The organism is Aeromonas sp. S9(2024) (assembly GCF_041403185.1).
GTDB lineage: Bacteria > Pseudomonadota > Gammaproteobacteria > Enterobacterales > Aeromonadaceae > Aeromonas > Aeromonas enteropelogenes.
This window is the reverse complement of sequence record NZ_JBGLRE010000002.1, coordinates 36,560-56,264: the sequence shown is the minus strand read 5'-3', so window position 1 is coordinate 56,264 and position 19,705 is coordinate 36,560. Positions and strand designations below refer to the sequence as shown.

The 19,705-nt window shown below is 61.7% G+C and carries 17 protein-coding genes; 9 read left to right on the top strand and 8 right to left on the bottom strand.

The window, feature by feature from the left end; translation table 11 throughout:
- The first annotated feature begins 35 nt into the window (after positions 1-35).
- The gene (folE, locus tag ACB028_RS03540; protein ID WP_371143522.1) at positions 36-692 is read left to right on the top strand and encodes a GTP cyclohydrolase I FolE; all 657 of its coding nucleotides are present in this window, start codon (positions 36-38) and stop codon (positions 690-692) included.
- Between the two features lie 312 nt (positions 693-1,004).
- The gene (locus ACB028_RS03535; protein ID WP_042027453.1) at positions 1,005-2,660 is read left to right on the top strand and encodes a methyl-accepting chemotaxis protein; all 1,656 of its coding nucleotides are present in this window, start codon (positions 1,005-1,007) and stop codon (positions 2,658-2,660) included.
- 128 nt (positions 2,661-2,788) lie between these two features.
- Here ACB028_RS03535 and ACB028_RS03530 read toward each other — a convergent pair whose 3' ends face one another.
- Positions 2,789-4,519 carry a formate--tetrahydrofolate ligase gene (locus ACB028_RS03530; RefSeq protein ID WP_371143521.1) on the bottom strand — a complete coding sequence of 577 codons (1,731 nt, stop codon included), beginning with the start codon at positions 4,517-4,519 and terminating at the stop codon, positions 2,789-2,791.
- A gap of 67 nt (positions 4,520-4,586) precedes the next feature.
- On the opposite strand from ACB028_RS03530, the gene ACB028_RS03525 reads away from it, so the two are divergent.
- Positions 4,587-5,006, top strand: coding sequence for a hypothetical protein (locus ACB028_RS03525; protein ID WP_026458566.1), 420 nt, complete (start codon positions 4,587-4,589; stop codon positions 5,004-5,006).
- Between the two features lie 2 nt (positions 5,007-5,008).
- Here ACB028_RS03525 and ACB028_RS03520 read toward each other — a convergent pair whose 3' ends face one another.
- On the bottom strand, positions 5,009-5,911 hold the full coding sequence (locus ACB028_RS03520; RefSeq protein ID WP_371143520.1) for a LysR family transcriptional regulator: 903 nt from the start codon (positions 5,909-5,911) through the stop codon (positions 5,009-5,011).
- Between the two features lie 106 nt (positions 5,912-6,017).
- On the opposite strand from ACB028_RS03520, the gene ACB028_RS03515 reads away from it, so the two are divergent.
- From ACB028_RS03515 to ACB028_RS03500, 4 genes are all read left to right on the top strand, one after another.
- Entirely contained in the window at positions 6,018-6,578 is a 561-nt protein-coding gene (locus ACB028_RS03515) for a YceI family protein (RefSeq protein WP_042027448.1), read from the top strand.
- The gene (locus ACB028_RS03510; protein ID WP_371143519.1) at positions 6,578-7,315 is read left to right on the top strand and encodes a hypothetical protein; all 738 of its coding nucleotides are present in this window, start codon (positions 6,578-6,580) and stop codon (positions 7,313-7,315) included. The genes ACB028_RS03515 and ACB028_RS03510 overlap by 1 nt, the downstream gene beginning before the upstream one ends.
- 183 nt (positions 7,316-7,498) lie before the next feature.
- The gene (locus ACB028_RS03505) at positions 7,499-8,620 is read left to right on the top strand and encodes an adenosylhomocysteinase (protein WP_371143518.1); all 1,122 of its coding nucleotides are present in this window, start codon (positions 7,499-7,501) and stop codon (positions 8,618-8,620) included.
- Positions 8,617-8,928 (top strand): SelT/SelW/SelH family protein, encoded by a 312-nt coding sequence (locus tag ACB028_RS03500; RefSeq protein ID WP_042027442.1) that lies wholly within the window; start codon positions 8,617-8,619, stop codon positions 8,926-8,928. The genes ACB028_RS03505 and ACB028_RS03500 overlap by 4 nt, the downstream gene beginning before the upstream one ends.
- Before the next feature lie 99 nt (positions 8,929-9,027).
- Here the strand turns inward: ACB028_RS03500 and ACB028_RS03495 are convergent, their stop codons facing one another.
- Positions 9,028-10,761 (bottom strand): lysophospholipid acyltransferase family protein, encoded by a 1,734-nt coding sequence (locus tag ACB028_RS03495; RefSeq protein ID WP_371143772.1) that lies wholly within the window; start codon positions 10,759-10,761, stop codon positions 9,028-9,030.
- A 120-nt stretch (positions 10,762-10,881) separates the two neighbouring features.
- The gene (gene pepT / locus ACB028_RS03490) at positions 10,882-12,105 is read right to left on the bottom strand and encodes a peptidase T (protein WP_061475775.1); all 1,224 of its coding nucleotides are present in this window, start codon (positions 12,103-12,105) and stop codon (positions 10,882-10,884) included.
- 923 nt (positions 12,106-13,028) lie between these two features.
- Between pepT and speA the strand changes: the two genes are divergently transcribed.
- Positions 13,029-14,930 carry a biosynthetic arginine decarboxylase gene (gene speA / locus ACB028_RS03485; protein WP_042027439.1) on the top strand — a complete coding sequence of 634 codons (1,902 nt, stop codon included), beginning with the start codon at positions 13,029-13,031 and terminating at the stop codon, positions 14,928-14,930.
- 79 nt (positions 14,931-15,009) lie between these two features.
- On the opposite strand, the gene ACB028_RS03480 is transcribed toward speA, so the two are convergent.
- The 3 genes from ACB028_RS03480 to ACB028_RS03470 all read right to left on the bottom strand — a co-directional run bounded on the left by ACB028_RS03480 (position 15,010) and on the right by ACB028_RS03470 (position 18,688).
- Positions 15,010-15,534, bottom strand: a complete 525-nt coding sequence (locus ACB028_RS03480; protein WP_371143517.1) for a hypothetical protein — start codon at positions 15,532-15,534, stop codon at positions 15,010-15,012.
- Positions 15,531-17,513: an alkyl/aryl-sulfatase gene (locus ACB028_RS03475; RefSeq protein ID WP_371143516.1), complete on the bottom strand. Its 1,983-nt coding sequence runs from the start codon at positions 17,511-17,513 to the stop codon at positions 15,531-15,533. Before ACB028_RS03475 ends, ACB028_RS03480 begins: the two co-directional genes overlap by 4 nt.
- A gap of 266 nt (positions 17,514-17,779) precedes the next feature.
- On the bottom strand, positions 17,780-18,688 hold the full coding sequence (locus tag ACB028_RS03470) for a LysR substrate-binding domain-containing protein (RefSeq protein WP_371143515.1): 909 nt from the start codon (positions 18,686-18,688) through the stop codon (positions 17,780-17,782).
- Positions 18,689-19,000: 312 nt separating this feature from the next.
- Here ACB028_RS03470 and ACB028_RS03465 point away from each other — a divergent pair, with 312 nt between their 5' ends.
- Positions 19,001-19,189 carry a hypothetical protein gene (locus ACB028_RS03465; RefSeq protein WP_026456536.1) on the top strand — a complete coding sequence of 63 codons (189 nt, stop codon included), beginning with the start codon at positions 19,001-19,003 and terminating at the stop codon, positions 19,187-19,189.
- Between the two features lie 52 nt (positions 19,190-19,241).
- Here the strand turns inward: ACB028_RS03465 and ACB028_RS03460 are convergent, their stop codons facing one another.
- On the bottom strand, positions 19,242-19,532 hold the full coding sequence (locus ACB028_RS03460; RefSeq protein WP_225631705.1) for a hypothetical protein: 291 nt from the start codon (positions 19,530-19,532) through the stop codon (positions 19,242-19,244).
- Positions 19,533-19,705: the final 173 nt, after the last annotated feature.

Sequence of the window (19,705 nt, the reverse complement as noted above, 5' to 3'; positions counted from 1 at the left end):
GGCCCTCACCGTCCCTGAGCGTGGGAGAGACGACAATGACAACCTTAAGTCAGGAAGCCTTGCTGGTCAGGGCTGCCCTCGAGGCCCAGGGACTGGAAACCCCCCTGGTTGCCAACCAGCTGGATAGCCAGCAGAAGCGGGAAAAGATCGAAGGCCACATGCGGGCCATCATGGAGACGCTGGGGCTGGACCTGGCCGATGATAGCCTGGCCGAGACGCCGCATCGCATCGCCAAGATGTACGTGAACGAGATTTTCTCCGGCCTCGACTACACCACCTTCCCCAAGGTGACGGTGATCGAGAACAAGATGCAGGTAGACGAGATGATCATGGTGCGGGACATCAGCCTCACCAGCACCTGCGAGCACCATTTCGTGACCATCGACGGGCAGGCCCATGTCGCCTATATCCCCCGTGGCAAGGTGATTGGGCTCTCGAAGATCAACCGCATCGTGCAGTTCTTCGCCCGTCGTCCCCAGGTGCAGGAGCGGCTCACCCAGCAGATCCTGCTGGCGCTGCAGACCCTGCTGGGTACCCAGGATGTGGCCATCAGCATCAAGGCGACCCACTTCTGCGTGAAAGCTCGCGGGGTGATGGACTCCACCTCTTACACCACCACCACCTCCCTCGGCGGTGTGTTCAAGACCCAGCCTGATACCCGCGCCGAGTTTTTGGGCGGTTTGCGCAGCTGATACCTACGGGGCGGTGAGAACCGCCCCTGTACTTTCCCTCTCTGCAGCAGGCTGACAGTCGGCCTGCATTTTTTACCAATAAAAGTCTCAAGGAATAGGCCAGGTCGGTCGATAAGGCTTTTACAATGGGTTGTTTTGACTCCATTCCTTCTTGTTCGGGACACGGGAGACAGCTGTTTGTCCCCTGACGCCCCTTGTTTTACCTCAGGACCAAACTCATTTTCTCGATGAGCTGCGATGGAACGCGGGATCCGGGTCTTTGCCTCGCGCAACAGGCCCGCGGAACCTGTTCACTCAATTTCAGGAAATGCCATGAATACCAGCTCCATGACCATAGGCAAGAAACTGTCGGCCGGTTTTGCCGTGCTCGGCCTGATGGTTGCCTTTATCGGCGGCTTTGCAATCGTTCAGTTTGGCAACATGAACGGAGCGGCGCTGCGCTTTACCGACAGCATACTGCCGGCCGTCAACCGGACCACCCTGATTGGGGATCGCATCAGCGAACTGCGTCGCTATGAACTCGGCTACTTCGTGGTGGCCGAGGATCCGAAACTGCGAGCGGAATATCGTGATGTGGCCGCTGATCTGATCCGCAAGGTGGATCAGCAACTGGCCGGCCATGACCGCACCATCTGGGCGGAAGATGTGGAAGAGCGTCGCGCCTTCGACGGCGTCAAGGCGGAGTGGACCCGTTATGTCGCCCTGCACCAGCGGGTCACGCAGCTGCAGGACAACGGCCAGATGGCCGAAGCCCAGAAAATCTTCCTGGCAGAAGGGGTGCCGCTCTTTGGCTCACTGCATCACTATGTTGACGAGCTGATCCGTATCAACCACGGCTATGCCACAGACTCTCGCTCCGATGTGGTGGCCTCCTACGATGGCGCCAAGTGGAGTGTCTCCATCGCCCTGGTGGTCTCCCTCATTCTGGTGGTCATGCTCTCCATGCTGCTCACCCGCCAGATCCGCGACCCTCTCATCATGCTGGCCCGTCAGGCGCAGCGTATCGCCGGTGGCGAGCTGGGGCAGGGCGAGCTGCAACAGTGGATCAAGGAGAACCGCTTCAACCGTGACGAGCTGGGCCAGCTGGGCAGCGCCATCAACCGGATGCAGACCTCTCTGTCCGAGCTGGTGAGCGAGATCGCCGGATCCGTCAGCCAGCTCAGCAGCGCGGTGGAAGAGGTGAGTGCCATCTCCAGTCAATCTGCCAGCGGCATGGCCATCCAGCAGAGCGAAGTCTCCCAGGTTGCCACCGCCATGAACGAGATGCAGTCCACCGTCAACGAAGTAGCCCGCAATACCACGGATGCCATGAGTGCCGCCAAGGATGCTTCCCGCACCTCGGCCGATGGCAACCAGGTGGTACGCAGCGCCATCAGCAGCATCGAAGAGGTATCGGAGAAGATTGAGCAAGCCGGTGCCGTGGTTCAGCAGCTGGAGGCGGACAGCGCCAACATCACAGTGGTGCTGGATGTGATCCGCGACATCGCCGGCCAGACCAACCTGCTGGCCCTCAATGCCGCCATCGAGGCCGCACGGGCAGGGGAACAGGGTCGTGGCTTTGCCGTGGTGGCGGACGAGGTTCGCTCCCTGGCCCAGCGCACCCAGGATTCCACCGCCGAGATCAGCAAGATGATCGAGCTGCTGCAAAGCCGCGCCGCCGAGGCGGGCAACGCCATGCAGCTGAGCCGTCACCAGATGCAGGAGAGCGTGGGACTGGCGCGGGATGCGGGGACCAGCATCGACACCATCAACAGTGCCGTGGTGCGCATCACCGACATGAACACCCTGATCGCTACCGCCACCGAGGAGCAGAACGCGGTGACCGAAGAGCTCAACCGCAATATCGTCAACATTCACAATGCAGCGGACGAGAATGCCCAGGGCGCGAGCCAGATTGCCCAGGCCTGTGGCGAGCTGAGCAAGCTGGCCAATACCCTGCACCATATGACCCAGCGCTTTACCCTCTAGAGCCTTGCTGGCGTGATAACGAAAGGCCCCGCCAATTGGCGGGGCCTTGTCGTTTCTGGCAGTTTTTTTGACCGTAGGGTCGATTAGCGAAGCGTAATCGGCCGACGCCAGACCCCTTACCCGACCATTTAGCTCAGCCCAATGATCTCTCCGTTATCGTCGATATCGATATGACGATAGGCTGGCAGGCTGCCCAGGCCCGGCATGGTCATGATGGGGCCCGCCAGGGCATAGACGAAACCGGCGCCGGCGCACAGTTTCACCTCGTCGACGGGGATCTCGAAATCCCGGGGCACGCCCTTTTTCGCCGGATCATGGCTGATGGAGAGGGGGGTCTTGGCCATGCAGATGGGCAGATGATCCCAACCTTCGGCCGAGAGTCGTGCCAGCTGCTGGCGCGCCTTGTCGGAGAGGATCACGCCACGACCGCCGTAGCCGCACTCCACCAGGGTGGCGAGCTTGGCACTCAGGCTCATCTCGTCGGGATAGAGCAGGGTGGTCCGGCTCGGCAATGCGCAGGCATCGACCACGGCTTGGGCCAGTTCGGCGGCCCCTTCACCGCCCTGCACGAAAGCATGGGAGATGGCGGTGCCACAGGCTCCTGCGCTCATCGCTTCACTCATCAACAGCTCGAGTTCGGCCTGGCTGTCGGTGGGGAAGCGGTTGATGGCGACCACCACGGGCACCCCGTAACGGCGGGCATTGCGAATATGCCAGACGAGGTTGGCACAGCCCTGGCGCAGGGTGGCCAGATCCTCCCCCTGCAGGCTGGCGGGCAACGGCTGGCCGGGGCGGACATCGAGCAGGCCGCTGTTGGCCTTGAGGCCGCGCACCGTGGCCACCAGCACCACGCAGGAGGGGGCGATGCCGGATTGGCGGCTCTTGATGTTGAAAAACTTCTCCAGCCCCATGTCGGAGCCAAAGCCTGCCTCGGTCACCACGTAGTCGGTGAGGCCAAGGGCGATACGATCGGCGATCACCGAGGAGTTGCCGTGGGCGATGTTGGCAAACGGCCCCGCGTGCACCAGCACAGGGGTCTGCTCCGTGGTCTGCATCAGGGTGGGTTGCAGGGCATCTTTGAGCAGCACCGTCATGGCGCCGGCCACTTCCAGTTGCTCGGCGGTGATGGGGTTGCCGTGGATATCGAGGGCCAGCTGGATGCGGCCGATGCGCGCGCGCAAGTCTTTCAGATCGCTGGCCAGCGCCAGGATGGCCATCAGCTCGGAGGCGGCGGTGATGACGAAGCGATCGCTGCGCTCCACGCCATCGGCCGGCTCTCCCTGACCTATGGTGAGATGGCGCAGGGCGCGATCATTCATGTCGAGGGTGCGTGGCCAGAGAACCTGAGCCGGATCGATGTCGAGCCGGGGCAGGCCGGTTTTGGCGCTGAACTGGTCGCCGAGTTTGCGCTCGTGAAACAGGCGGGCATCGAGGGCTGCGGCGGCCAGGTTGTGGGCGGCACTCAGGGCGTGAAAATCACCGGTCAGGTGCAGGTTCATCTCCTCCATCGGCACCACCTGGGCATGACCGCCCCCAGCGGCGCCCCCCTTGACCCCGAATACGGGGCCGAGGCTCGGCTGGCGTATGGTGGCGATGCTGGGGTGGCCGATATGGTTGAGCCCCATGGAGAGTCCGAGGGTGGTGACCGTCTTGCCCTCGCCGAGCGGGGTCGGGGTGATGGCGCTCACCAGCACCAGCTTGCCGGCCTTGGGGTTGTCCTGCTTGAGCAGATCCAGGCTCAGTTTGCCCTTGTAGTGGCCGTAGGGATAAAGCAGATGCGGTGGGATGGCGAGGCGCTGGGCCAGCTCGTGGATGGGGAGGCGGGGGGACTGGCGGGAGATCTCGATATCGCTTAGCATCAGTACCTCGTTGGCATGTCGGGGTAGAATATGCGGCGAAGTCTAGTGGAATATAACGGGTAATCCAATGACGAAAACGATTTTATTTGGTGAGGGAGAGAGTGCTCAGGATCCTCTTCTGCTGGATCTCAATGCGCTCTATCACCCGCCCAAACAGCCGCTCACCGCCCTTGGCATCGTCAGCGCCCTGGTGCCCCTGTTCGGGTTTGGCTGGCAGGCGATGACCCAGGACTCGCGCACCCAGCTGCAACACGAGATCGCAAAACGCATCAACAAGCGTCGCAGCGACGAGGCAAACCTCATCCTGATCCTGCAGCTGGCCGCCATGTTTGACTGCCGGGAGCTTGAGGTGACACTGCCCTACGCCTTGAGCGACCAGCAGTTGACGGCGATCCGCACCCGTTTGCCACGCTGGCTGCTGACCCCGGAGCCGGCACGCCTGCTGGCCCATCTGCCTGCGTCACCTTCTGTCTCCAGTCAGGCTTAGCTTCAGGCCGGCTGATCCCACTTCTGCGGGGCGAGATAACGCTCCTGCACGAATTCGATAAAGCAGCGCACCTTGGCCGAGACGAAGCGCCGGTGCGGATAGACCGCATAAAGCCCCACTTCGCCCTTGTTCCACTCAGGCAACAAGCTTATCAGCCTGCCATCGTTCAGGGCCTCCCCCACGATGAAGGTGGGCTGCAATATGATGCCCTGATCATCACAAGCGGCGCGGGTCAGCGCCACCCCGTTGTTGGCGCGAAGCGGCCCCTGGGGACGCACGCTCTGGGACTCCCCGCCGCGTTTGAAGTGCCATTCCGGCTGGGTCAGGGTGTAGACGAGGCAGTCGTGCTGCCTGAGATCGTCAGGGCTCTTTGGCATGCCCTTGCGGGCCAGATAGGCCGGGCTGGCGCACAGCTCGAGCCGGATCGTTGCCAGCTGGCGCGCCACCAGGGAGGAGTCGCTCAAATGGCCGATCCGCAGCGCCAGATCGAACCCCTCTTCCACCAGTGCCACCCGCCTGTCGCTGTATTCGATATCCAGCTTGAGATCGGGGAAGCGCTCGCGAAACAGCGGCAGGGCGGGGGAGAGGTGCAGGTAACCAAAATCCATCGGCACCGACAGCTTGAGAGTGCCGTTGGGCTGCTGGTTGTGGTGGGTGAGCTGGCTGTGGGTCTCTTCGAGCTCCGCCAGCAAGGCCTGCGAGCGCTGATAGTAGAACTGGCCCGCCTCGGTGGGATTGACCTGGCGGGTGGTGCGCGACAGCAGGCGGGTGGCGAGAGACTCCTCAAGCTGCTGCATCAGCTTGGAGGCCATGGCCACCGAGATACCGAGCTGATGGGCCGCCTTGGTAAAACTCTGGCACTCCACCACCTTGATGAAGGTGCGCATGGCGGCTATCTGATCCATTTTCCATCCTCAGTAAATAATTAATTTAATAAATCACTGATTATTCATTCAGGCAAGGAGGTTAGCATTTTGTTTACCGATGTGAACCCAATGAAGGAACGAACGGATGAAAATGACCAAGGCCCTGCTGGCCTCCTGCCTGTTTATGGCGACCCCCCTGATGGCGGCCGATTACGATGTCGATGCGGCGCACACCACGGTGCAGTTCAAGGTGGGCCACCTCGGCTTCTCCGAACTGGTGGGCCGTTTCAACACCTTCAGCGGCACCTTCAGCATGGATGACGCCAATCCGACCGCCGCCAAGGCGAGCTTCGAGGTGGATGCCGCCAGCGTGGACTCCAACCACGAGGCCCGGGACAAGCACCTGCGCAGCCCCGATTTTCTCGATGTGAAGCAGTATCCCAAAATGACCTTCGTCAGCTCCGCCTATGAAGGCAGCAAGGATAAGGGCGTGCTCAAGGGGACCCTGACCCTGCACGGCGTCAGCAAGGAAGTGGCTTTCGATCTGGTCAAGATCGGCGAGGGCAAGGATCCCTGGGGCGGCTATCGCAGCGGCTTCAACGCCTCCACCACCATCAAGCGCAGCGATTTCGGCGTGAACTACATGCTGCCGGGCATCCCTGACGAGATGGCTATCCAGCTATTTGTCGAAGGCGTGCGCAAGTAATGGGCGCGGCACTTCTGCTTCAAACCCTGGCGGCCCCCTTGGGGGCCGCTTTGCTGTCATGGCGCTGGCCGCGCGCGGCGTATCTGTGGGGGGCGCTGGCCCTCTGGCTGGTGGGCTCGCTGCTGGGCGGTTTCTATGGCGTGCCGGTCAAGGCGTGGCAGTGGCTGCCGCTGACCCTGCTGGTGCCCGCCATCGTGGCCCAACTGGCGGACAAGCGCGCAGCCTTGCTGCTGTTTGCCGTGGCGGGTGCCCTGGTGTGGTGGCAGGGGCTGGCCTCTGTGTTGGCTGGCGAGCCGCGCATCTGGCTGGCGCTGCTGCCCGCCATCGTCTGGTACGGCGTTGCCGCCTGGCAGGGGGATAGCCGCGAGGGGCTGGGTTTTGCCCTCGGCTTTGTCTGGCTGGCGCTGGTGATCGGTATCGATGGCAGCCTGCTGATCGCCCAGCTGGCGGGAGCCCTGGCGGCATTGACCGGTTTTCGGGCGCTGCTGGCCACCTTTGCCGGGGCGAAAGTGGCGCCTGCCGCCCTGGCGTTGGCGCTGGCCTTCGTCCAGATGCTCGCCTGGCAATACGTGGAGGTGCCTTTGAGCGTCTTGCTGCCGGTCTGGCTGCTGCCGCTGCTGGAGTGGGGGCTTCGCAACACCCGGTGGCAGACCCGTTGGGGGATCCTGATCCTGCTGGCCGGGGTGGGGACTGGCATCAGCCTGTGGTGGGTCTGGCCCGAGGCTTCTCTTTACTGAGTTTTTGCATAAAAAACAGACAATTATGAGCATTTTTGCATACCTGCTCATACTCTTGGCAGATAATGATTGAGCCGCCTATGTGTTTAAGATAAAAAGGATTTTCATTTAACTGGATACACACAGAACCCGGTCATGCCGGGTTCTGTTTGCCTGCTTTGCGGCACATTAAGGAGGCCACAGTTGCGCAGTCAAGGATCTGAGCATCTGTTTTTTCGCCATTTTATCGATCAGGGACGTATCGATGGTCTTTGCATCCTGCTGGTCACCCATCTGCTCCCCGACCGTCCCCGCTTTATCGAGGCCCTTGGCCAGATGGGGCGCATCGCGGCCATCCTGCCAAAGCCCAAATCGGTGCATGCGCCGACCCTGGAGTGGGTCTCCCGCCACTATCCCGTCTGTACCCTCAACCGCCAGTGGACCAATGATCCCGATGGTGTCATCGCCCAGATAGCTCCGCTGGTGGCCCCCCACGAACGACTTATCATCCTCGATATCGGCGGTTATTTTGCCAAGACACAAGCGACCCTGAGCGAGTATTTCGGCCCCCGTTTTCTCGGCGTGGTGGAGATGACCGAGAATGGCCATCAGCGCTACGAGCAGGAGGTGCTGGCGACCCCGGTCGTGTCGGTGGCGCGCAGCCCCCTCAAGCAGGCCGAGGATATCCAGATTGGCCTGAGCGTGGTCTACTCCGCCGAATCGCTGGCCCGCACGCTCAACCGAACCTTCAATGTCTGCGAGGCGGCGCTGTTCGGTTATGGCAAGGTGGGGCGCAGCATCGCCCGCGACCTGCGCTGCCGCAACCTTCATCTGGGGCTGGTGGAGACGGACGTGCTGCGCCAGGTCGAGGCGCTCTCCCACGGCTTTCGCCTGATCACCAAGGAGGTGGCCCTGCGCCGCGCAGAGCTGGTGATCTGCTCCACCGGCAATGGCTCTCTCGATCTCGCGGATCTGCAGGCACTGCGCCCGGGCACCATGGTGGCCTCGGTCACCTCCGCCGACGACGAGTTCGCCTTCTGCCTGGCCCGGCTGCCTTGGCCGAGCGAGGAGGTGTGTCCCCATGTGCTGGCCCTCAACCGTCCCGATGGCAGCCAGATCTATCTGCTCAACCGGGGCGAGGCGGTCAACTTCGTCCATGGCGCCGTCATCGGTGAATACGTCTATCTGGTGCTGGCGGAGATCATGGAGGGGATCCGGATGTTGGCCGCCGGCCCCCTGGCTCCCAGCCTGCTGGAGCTGCCGGAATCCACCATGCGGGCCATCGCCCGCCACTGGCTGACCGATTTTCATGGAGTGACCGAATGAGCGACTTGTCCATCCCGGGCGGCAAACCCCGCATCGAGATCCGCTACTGCACCCTCTGCCGCTGGATGCTGCGTGCCGCCTGGCTGGCCCAGGAGCTGCTCTCCACCTTCGACAGCGAGCTTGGTGAGGTAGCCCTGGTACCGGCCAGCAAGGGGGAATTTCGCATCCTGGTGAATGGCGTGCAGGTGTGGGATCGGGTGGCTGACGAGGGCTTCCCCGAGGCCAAGGAGATCAAGCAGCGGGTGCGCGACCTCATCGCCCCCGAGCGTGACCTTGGCCATGCCGATCGCAAGCCGGCTGCCGAGTAAGGGGACGCTGGTCCTGACAAGGGGCAAGTGTCAGAGACAATAGAAACATACGAAAGAGGGAGGCCGTGGCCTCCCTCTCTTATTAATTGCGGCGCACCTCTATTGTGGCGTTCGCCCGTCGCCAGGGATCAGCTCCACGTCCTGTGGGTTGCCGATATAGCGGGCCCGCTTGTGGGGCTTGATGCGGCTCACATCCACCCACACCAGGCCGTCGATGCAGTGATTGAAGTCGGGGTCGATGCCAAAGTCCATGAACTGCACGCCTCCCGGTTCGCACAGCTCGGAATACTGCTTGTAGAGGGTGGGAATGGCGCAGCCCAGATTGTCGAGACGGGCCTTGAGCTCCTTGAGATCGACGCCGTAATCCGTGCCCGCGAACAGCGGCGGCGTCATGGGGTAGGGGCGACGCGAGGGAGCCAGCGCAAGCGTGGGGGCAAAGTGCTGGCGATAGAAGCTTACCAGCAGATCCTTGGCCGCCGGCGGCAGGCTGCCGGACAGCGACACCGGGCCAAACAGATAGCGGTAGTCGGGATAGCGGGCCAGATAGGCGCCGATGCCAAACCAAAGGTAATCCAGACCCCGCTTGCCCCAGTAGGCGGGCTGGATAAAGCTGCGGCCGAGCTCAATGGCCTGTTCCAGCCGAGGCAGCAGCTTCTCTTCGAAGCCGAACAGGGTGTGGCTGTAGAGGCCGGCCAACCCCTTGCTTGCCAACAGCTCGGCCACCGGGGCGAAACGGTAGGCGCCTATGATGTCGAGCCTGGCCGGATCCCAGAGGATGAGGTGGTAATAGTCATCATCAAAGCCGTCGAGATCCCGCCGCTTGCCCGAGCCTTCCCCCACCGCTCGAAAGGCGATCTCCCGCAATCGACCCAGCTCGCGCAGGATCACCGAATGACCCGTCTCATGACGGCGATAGAGCAGGATGGATTGGCCATCCGGAGTGTGGCCGAGCACCTCGCAGCGATCGATGGCCTGCTTGAGCAGGCGGCGATCCTCCGGCAGGGCGATGGGGGCCTCGGTCGCAAGCTTGCCCGCCTGTCCCCGGCCGATGCGATAGAGGTGGCTTCGCACCAGCCGCGCCGCCGTTTTGGCGGGCAGATCGCCAAGGCTGGAGGGGGGGAGCCTGGCCCCGATGGTCATCGGCAGTGTCTGCCCCTGCTGGCGAAACAGCTGGCGAACCAGCAGCAGGCCGGAGGCCGGTTTGCTGAGCCTGGAGAGAAGGTAAAAGCCGAGGCTGTTGTGCCCCCCCAGATGGACGGGCACCAGCGAGGTGCGGGTGCGCTGGGCCAGCTTGATGAAGCCTCCCTGCCAGGGGCCATCTTTTACCCCCTTGAGGCCAAGACGAGATACCTCGCCGGCGGGGAAGATCACCAGCGCCCCTTCCGCCGCCAGGTGCTCCCCCATCGCCAGAATGGCGCGCCTGTCCGTCTTGCCTCCCAGGTTGTCCACCGGCAGCAACAGGGAGCGCAGCGGCGCAAGCTGCGCCAGCAACTGGTTGGCCACGATTTTCACATCGGGGCGGATGCGGCCGAGCAGGCGCAGCAGCGCCAGCCCGTCGAGAGACCCTATGGGGTGGTTGGCGACGATGATCACTCGGCCACTGGCGGGGATGTGCTCCAGCTGCGCCTCGCTAACCCGGTAGTCGAAGTCGAGCTGGGCCAGCACCTGTTCGACAAAATCGAGTCCGCGCAGGTGAGGGTAGCGGCTGGCAAACTGCTGGAAGGCCTGCTCGTTGAAGAGCCAGGCCAGGGCCCGCTTGCTGAGCGGGGCGAGTGCTGGGGAACCATGCAGGCGGGGAAAGTGCTGGGCAAGCAGGGTATCGACACTGAACATCTGGGGCGCTCCGGCGAGGATTTGCCCCATCATGAGGGTGATCTGTTCCCGCCGTGTGGCAGCGGGATGACAGTTTGATGGCAGGGCGAAGGGAGTCGCCCTGCGGATTATCGGCGAGGATCAGCCGCGCCAGGCGGCCGTCAGCCGTACCAGTTCCACCAGGGTGGCGACCGCTTTTTCCATGGATTGCAGCGGGATGAACTCGTGCTTGCCGTGGAAGTTGTGACCACCGGTGAAAATATTCGGGCAGGGCAGCCCCATAAAGGAGAGGCGGGCACCGTCGGTGCCACCGCGGATCGGCTTGACCCTGGGGCTCACGTCGGCCGCGATCATCGCCGCCTTGGCCAGCTCCACAATGTGCATGTGCGGCTCAATCTGGCTGCGCATGTTGCGATAGCTGTCGGTCAGGGTGAGCTCGATGCGGGCCTTGGGGTACTCGGCCTGCATGGCGGCCACCCGTCGCTCCATCTCGGCCTTGCGACTGGCAAATCCCTCGTCGTCGAAGTCACGGATGATGTAGTGCAGGGTGCACTCCTCCACAGTGCCGTTCATCTGGGCCAGGTGGAAGAAGCCTTCGTAGCCCTCGGTGCACTCGGGTGTCTGCTCGGCCGGCATGGCGGCGTGGAAGCGGGCGGCCAGAGTCTGGCTGTTGATCATGCTGCCCTTGGCGGTACCCGGGTGCACGTTGTTGCCGACAAAACGGATGGTGGCGCTGGCGGCGTTGAAGTTCTCGTATTCGAGCTCCCCCAGTTCGCCGCCATCGACGGTATAGGCCCACTTGGCCGGGAATCTGTCCAGTGGGAAGAGGTTGGCGCCGCGGCCTATCTCCTCGTCCGGGGTGAAGCCGACCCAGATATCGCCGCGAGGGATCTCGGGGTGAGCCTGCAGATGATCGATGGCGGTAAGGATCTCGGCGATGCCCGCCTTGTCGTCGGCACCGAGCAGGGTAGTGCCGTCCGTGGTAATGAGATCCTGGCCCAGGTAGTTTTTCAGGAAACGGTAGTCGCGGATGGTCAGCACCTCGTCACCCTTGCCAAGGCAGATATCCCCACCCTGGTAGTTCTCGATGATCTGGGGCTCCACGTGCTCGGCCTCGTAATCGGCGGTATCCATGTGGGCGATAAGACCGATGGCGGGAGCCTCTGGCTGGTTGCCCGGCAGGCAGGCGGTGAGGTAGCCGTGTTCGTCCAGGGTGACCCGGGTCAGCCCCAGGGCTTCCATCTCTTCCTTGAGGACTCGGGCAAAGACCAGCTGGCCTTCACTGCTGGGACAGGCGGGATTGGTCTCGTCAGAGCGGGTATGAAAAGTCACGTAACGCAAGAAACGCTCAAGCAGGGTATCCATTAGTAGCCTCCGGTAATGAAGGGTCATTGTGGCCAATCCCGTTTTCTCGCTCATTGCGTCAGCGCAGGTTTTCTCCATTTTTTATGTCGGGGCGTCACTCCCTGACGCGGGTGGGCCCGCTCTGCATAAAGCGAAGGGGTTTCAGGATTTTTAGGCGCCGGCAAAGAGCTGCTTTTTGGCTGCAAGGCCCGCCTGGTCAGGGCTGCCCGTCATGGCGGAAAAACGTGACTCTTTTCAGGGGTAAAGGAGGGGGAGCGAATGAGGCGCTATCCCTGATGGCGCCTGCCTGGCAGCGATATTCGCACGGGTGAAAAAAAGGGGATTTGCAACGCGATTTTTTATTGTCACGGCCGGCCTTAAGTGTGTACACTCCGCGCCGATCCAAGGGTAACCCTGACGCAGGCAGAGGCCGCCAGACACCCGGACGATCACACGCCTATAGGGCGAGGCACGCAGAAACGACAGACACTGCTGGGGAATGGTTTCTTTAATACCGGTTAGGCTCCGGTATCAGGGAGAACAACAGACTCTCATTTTGCATTTGACCGAGTGAGCCGACGGCTCATCATCTTCCCTTGTCATGGGCGGTCACTGGAAATGGGTTGGCTGTGGTTGTTGTCGTCTATCAACACGCATGCGTGCCGGCGCCTTCGCATCTCTTCCTTGAACCTCTCTCCTGCTGTCGTGATGGCTGCCGAATGATGAACAGACTGCGTGGCTGATGCTGTCTGTCATCAAAGTACCGCGGTACTACGGCATCGTAGCACCGCATACCGTTGAGCTTGATGTAAAGCCACCAGCCCCACATCAAGACTCGTTACTTCCCAAAATCCACCAGGCAGCCTTGGCTTGCCGCAAATGGTCTGGATGTGATTGAGGGTAACGAAGGCGGCCACCGGCCGCTCATTTGCGAGGCATAGCCCATGACTAACTGGTCCAGCAAGGACTCCTTGAAGGTCTACAACGTTCCCTACTGGGGTGCGGGTTTTTTCAATATCAATGACGCCGGTCATGTGACCGTTGCTCCCGATAAATCACGCCCTGATGCACAGATCGTGCTCTCCGACGCCATCGAACAACTGCGTCAATCCGGGCTGACCACCCCTGTGCTGCTGCGTTTCCCCGACATCCTCAAGAGCCGGGTCGATGCGCTGTTCAACGCCTTCGGTCAGGCCATCGAGAAGTCAGGCTATGAAGGGGACTACCTGTGCGTTTACCCGATCAAGGTAAACCAGCAGCGTCGCGTCATCGAGACCATCAGCCAGTCCTACAGCGACAAGCCCCGGCTTGGCCTGGAAGCTGGTTCCAAACCGGAACTGCTTGCCGTGTTGTCCCATCACCATGAGCAAGGCTCGGTGATCGTCTGCAACGGCTACAAAGATCGCGAATATGTCCGCCACGCCCTGCTGGGCAACTTGATGGGCCACAAGGTCTACATCGTGGTGGAGAAGCCCTCCGAGCTGGAAATGGTGCTGGACGAGTCAGCTCGCCTCAACATCAAGCCCAACATCGGGGTGCGTGCCAAGCTGGCTTCCACCGGCTCCGGCATGTGGGAATCGAGCGGCGGCTCCATGTCCAAATTTGGCCTGTCCGCCTCCCAGATCCTGGCGCTGATCGAGCGTCTGCGCAGCGTCGGCAAGCTGGACTGCCTGCAACTGCTGCACTTCCACCTGGGCTCCCAGATCGCCAACATCCGCGACATCCAGGGTGGCATCCGCGAGTGCGGCCGTTTCTACGCCGAACTGCGTCGCCTCGGTGCCAACATCGAAGTCGTTGACGTAGGCGGTGGCCTGGGTGTGGACTATGAGGGTACCCGCTCCCAGAGCCACTGCTCCGCCAACTACAGCCTCTCCGAGTACGCCAACAACGTGGTGTGGGGCATTGGCGACGTGTGCCGCGAGTTCGACCTGCCGCACCCGACCATCATCAGCGAGTCCGGCCGAGCCCTGACTGCGCACCACGCCGTGCTGGTAACCAACATCATTGGTGCCGAAGGGGTCGAGGTGAACGACATCAGTGCCCCGGATGAAGACGCGCCCACCATTTTGCAAAACATGTGGAAAGGCTGGCTGGATCTGCGCGGGGAAGATCCCTCCCTGCTGGAGATCTTCCACGATTCGGTGGCGGATCTGGCAGACGTCAACACCCAGTACACCATGGGTCTGCTCAACCTCGAGCAACGCGCCTGGGCCGAGATGCTGCACCAGAACACCTGTCTGGCACTGAAAGAGCTGCTCAACCCGGTCAACCGCAACCACCGTGCGCTGGCTGACGAGCTCTCCGAGAAGTTGGCGGACAAGTGCTTTGCGAACTTCTCCCTGTTCCAGTCCCTGCCGGATGCCTGGGGTATCGGTCAGGTGTTCCCGGTGATGCCGCTCTCCGGCCTCGAGCGTCCGCTCACCCGCCGCGGCATCCTGATGGACATCACCTGCGACTCCGACGGTCAGGTGGAGCACTACGTCGACGGTCTGGGTGTGGAAAGCACCCTGCCGATGCCGGTGTATGGCGAGAACGAAGAGTGCCACGTCGGCTTCTTCCTGGTGGGTGCCTATCAGGAGATCCTCGGCGATCTGCACAACCTGTTCGGTGACACCCACTGCGCGGAAGTGTGGCTGGACGAGGAAGGCAAGATGGACATCCGCAACGTGGTGCGCGGCGACACCGTCGACCAGCTGCTGCGTTACGTCAACATCGACCCGTCCGTCATTCGCGAGAACTACCAGCGGATCGTCTCCCACCCGGCGCTGGACGACGCGACCCGCAAGGCCCTGCTCGACGAGCTGGAGCTGGGTCTGCAAGGCTACGCCTATCTGGAAGACGAATAAGCGCCCGCGCTTGACCGTTGCCCCGATGGCAGCAAAGAAAAGGGAGGCAGATGCCTCCCTTTTTTCATATCTGAGCGGGTCATACCTGCAAGCTCAGAGCCTGGTGCAAGTCATGCTGCAACTGTTTGCCATCTTCTCCTTGCAGCGTCACCACTCCAAGCTGGACGGCAGTCTCTATGGTGAGGGTGCCGGCCAGCAGGGCATCGAGGGCGGCCTCGCTCAGCAGCATCACCCTGTCATCCGCATGGGGCCCGGGGGTGTGCAACTGCAGCAGCAGTGACTCCTTGCCACGCAGCCTCGACCAGAGCCCGGAGTCGACCAGCAGGATGGAGATGCCGCCCCTGACGCCGGCCTGCTGGAAGCGGTTCTTCAGGGCCTGCAGCCAGGCCTGGCTGCGGGTAAACCCCGCCTCGCCGGTGAGGGGGGACAGACGGGCCAGTCTGTCACCATTGACCGCCGCCGCGGTCGCCATGGCAACGTCGAGCGCGCCGGGCCAGCTCTGTTCAAACGGATTGGGATAGAGTGCGTCATAACCACAGGTCTGCCCCATCCCGGGGATGAGGCAGAGCAGGGTCATGCACACGCGCAGGGTGCGTCGCATCATGGGGTCACTATGTTGAACCAGAAGTTGAACTTGTCGAGCAGGCTGACGAAGTCGCTGAAGGTCTGCTGGTCGCCCTGAACCTTGATCTCACCGCTGGCGATCTTCTGCTCCAGCGTGCCCTGGCCCAGCTGGATGTCATCCAGGGTTTGCTTGCTCAGGGTGACGGTCACATCCGGCGAGGCGGCGTAGCGGGTGGTGTGGTTGAGTACGGCGTTCTCCAGGCTCAGGGTGTGTTTCTCCCCGATGTCGGTGAAGTCCATGTTGACGACCATCTTCTTGCCGGCCGCTTTCTCCGGATTGATGCGTACCGCCAGATAGTCGAACAGCATGCTGGGACTCATGGCGCGAATGGTATCCGGCGAGGCGGTGACGGTACCGCCAGCAGTGGGCACACCGTTGCGCAGCTCATAGGCCCCCTGCAGATAGACGGAGCGCCATGGGCCGGACTCGGCCTGATAACCCAGCTGTTCGAGCGCGTCGGCCAGCAGCAGCTTGCCCTCCTGGTTGTTGGGGTTGGCGAACACCAGATGCTTGAGCACTTCCGCGACCCAGCGATATTCCCCCTTGTCGAACGACGCCTTGGCTTTCTTCAGCAGCGCTTGCTCACCGCCCATGAACTCGACGTATTTGGGGCCGACCATCTCGGGTGGCAGGTTGTCCAGATCGGAGGGATTGCCGGAGTACCAACCCATGTAGCGCTGATAGACGGCCCGGCTGTTGTGGCGCAGGGTGCCGTAGTAACCGCGGTTCGGCCAGAAGTCGTTGAGCTCGGGGGGCAGGGCAATCTTCTCCGAGATCTCCTCACCCGTGTAGCCCATGTTCATCAGGCGCACCGACTGGTCGTGGATGTACTTGTAGAGATCCCGCTGCTTCTTGAAGTAGTCGACGATGCTGGCATTGCCCCAGCGCGGCCAGTGGTGGCTCTGGAACTTGACCTGGGCCTGGTCGCCCCAGGTCTCGATGGTCTCGTTGAGGTAGCTGGACCACTTGAGGGCATCGCGCACCTGGGCGCCGCGCAGGGTGAGGATGTTGTGCATGGTGTTGGTGGTGTTCTCGGCCATCCAGAGCGCCTTGCTGTCCGGGAACCAGGTGTTCATCTCGGCCGGCGCTTCGGTGCCCGGAGTCATCTGGAAGACCATCCGCACGCCATCCAGGGTGACCTCTTCCCCGGTCTTGGTGATGAAGCGGGTTGGCAGCAGCAGGGAGGGAACGCCGGTGGAGGTGGTCTGCCCCAGGCCGCCATTCACGCTGCCCTGGGCATTGCGCGGCAGCAGGGCGCCATACATGTAGACGGCGCGGCGGGCCATGGCATTGCCGGCGATGACGTTTTCCGAGACCGCATGCTCGGTGAACCCTTCGGGGGCGATGATCTGAACCCCGTTCTTTTTCACCTCGTCCGGCGAGTTGAAGAGGCCGGCAGCCCCGCCGTAGTGATCCACGTGGGAGTGGCTGTAAACCACGGCGCTGACCGGCCGCTCGCCCAGGGTCTTGTTGATGAAGGCGAGAGCCGCCTTGGCGGTCTGCGGCGAGATCAGCGGGTCGAAGACGATCCACCCCTTGTCGCCCTGGATGAAGGTGATGTTGGAGAGATCGAAGCCGCGGATCTGGTAAATCTTGTCGGTCACCTTGAACAGCCCGTACTCCATGTTCAGCTGGGCATTGCGCCACAGGCTCGGGTTGACGGTATCCGGCGCCGTCTTGTCCAGGCCGATGTAGGTCTTGTATTGCTCCAGATCCCACACCACGTTGCCCTTCTCATCCTTGATGGTGAGGGTATCCGGTTTGGCGATGAAGCCGCGTCGGGCGTCCTCGAAATCCTGCTTGTCGTTGAATGGCAGGGTGTGCAGCACATTCTGGTTGGCCTGGATGGTAAATTCGCTGGCCGGCTTGGGGTTGATGACGGCCCAAGCCGGCTGCAACAGCAGGGAGCCGGAGAGGCATAGGGTGACAATGGTGTGTGTCGAGAACTTGAGCTTCATCTGTCTTTCTCCAGATTGTGGTGGGTAGGCAGGACCAAGTGTAGTCAGACTCTGATGCCTCCCGGTAAACAGGGTGAGTGACGGGTAGCCGAGATGGCGCCTGACGACATGTCCCATCAACATGGTCAGCATCGCTCTGTTAGTCGGGCGTTGCGGCATTGCGCCGAGGGCACGGCAACGGGTTAGGCACCAGAGTAGCGAGGCCGGCGGCAGCAATCATTGCAGCCGGCAATAAACGACAGTTAAGCAGCCGTTAAATGAGGGGGTCAGCTTGCGGCAATCAGGTGCAGTTGGCGGATAAACCACTGGAGGGCGGGATCCCGGCCCTGCGCCTGGTGCCAGCTGAGATAAACGGGGCAGTGGCTGGAGGCCCAGGGCAGCGGAAAATCCTTGAGCCGCAGGGTGTCGCGCACCTGTTCGACATGCCACTGGCTGACCACGCAGAGCCACTCGGTCTGGCTGACCAGGGAGAGGGCGGTGAGCAGGGCATTGCTCTCGTAGGCAATCTTGCGGGGAGGCAGGGCCTGCTCGCTGAGGCTGCGGATGACCCAGTCATCCTTGCGGCGCACATCCCAGACCACGTGCTCTTCGGCAAAGAAGGTTTCGAAGTCGAGGCTCTCCCCGATGCGCGGATGATCGGCGCGACAGGCCACCCTGAGCTCCAGGGTCAGCAGGGACTCGTTGCAAAAGCCGGTCTCTTCCAGCGCCGTGCTGGCCAGTACCAGATCGATGTTGCGAAGGCGCAGCGCCTGCTGACGCAGGTGCTCTTCAAACATGCCGGGCACCGACTCCACCCGGCAATGGGGCGCCACCCTGGCCAGATGGGCGAGCAGCGCCGGCAACAGCAGGAGATCGAGGTCCGGGTGGCTGGCAATGCGAAAGATGCGCTGGCTGGTGAGGGGATCGAACGCCTGATTGAGCAGCAGGGAGCGCTCCAGGGTGTGCAGGGCGGTGCGGATCTCTCTGTGCAGTCCGAGGGCTCGGCTGGTGGGGATGATCCCGCGTCCCTCGCGGCGAAACAGGGGTTCACCGATGAGGTCGCTCAGCCTGCGAATGGCCTGACTGATGGCGGCGGGGGTCATCTCCAGGCTGGCGGCCGCAGCCGATACTCCCTTCTCGGTCATGACGCGATCGAAGATGCGAAACAGGTTCAGATCTATGTGCGGGTAGGACATTTATGCATCCTCTGCTTGCCTGATCGATATGGCGCAGGTGGCTCATGCCGGTGAGGCTGCCCATGATGTGAAGGGTGCCCAGGAGATTGCTCATCTTCCATTCAGCCCGATGTCATTGTGGCGGACATGGCTGACTGAGAACTTAACAGGAAGCAGATGGCCGTCAATGGGCGATAAACAGCGTCTATCGGAACTTTTTTGCCGACAAATCGCGGTGTCGCCACCCGGACTTGATCTGTATCAAGTTTGTAACGCTCTGGTTACTTTACGGTCGAAAATGATGTTGGTGGTATGACACAAAAGGAAGCTTGTATGGAACTCAAAAGGGACCCTAGATGCTATACCGACGTCTGTATCGACGGTAAGTGGTATCACTATGACCACTGCAGCACGAACGTCTACATGCTGATGGGCGGCGCCGCACCAAGCCTGCAATTGGCCTATGAACCGAGCAGCGAAGAGGAGCTGGTCGAGATGCTCCGCCAGCTTGCCCGCATCTGACTATCCTGTTGGCCATCGGACGCCTTGTCGCGATGGCCATCTTCTTTCCTCGTCAATGCTCCGCTTTTCGATCAAGCAGTCCCTTGCCAGCTTCCAGCAGTGCCATCGCCGCGGCATAGGCTTCGTCTGATTTGCCTATTTCGTCAGCCACATAGAGAAAGCCGGACTGGTACTTCTCCACCGCCTCTGTCGGGCTTTGGGCATCGATAAAATCCTCCCGGACCTCGAATCCCTGGGCCAATAACGCCTCTTTCTCAATCAAAAAAGTGGGGGAGGCTATGTCGATAAAGGTGTATTGCTGCCGGTTGGATGCCGGAATGGTGAAAAACTGGTATCTCGCCATCTGAAATTCCTTGCCTGAACGAGGTGATAGAGGTTGGCTCTTTCGATCTGTCGTATCTGGCCCTTGCCTCGAACTCCCTGATTCGGGAGAGCGGATTGGCCATGTTTTGTTTTCGTTCGAGACTACGTCTTTGTCCCCCAGCCAAGCAAGACGAGATAGTTGTTTTTGTGCAG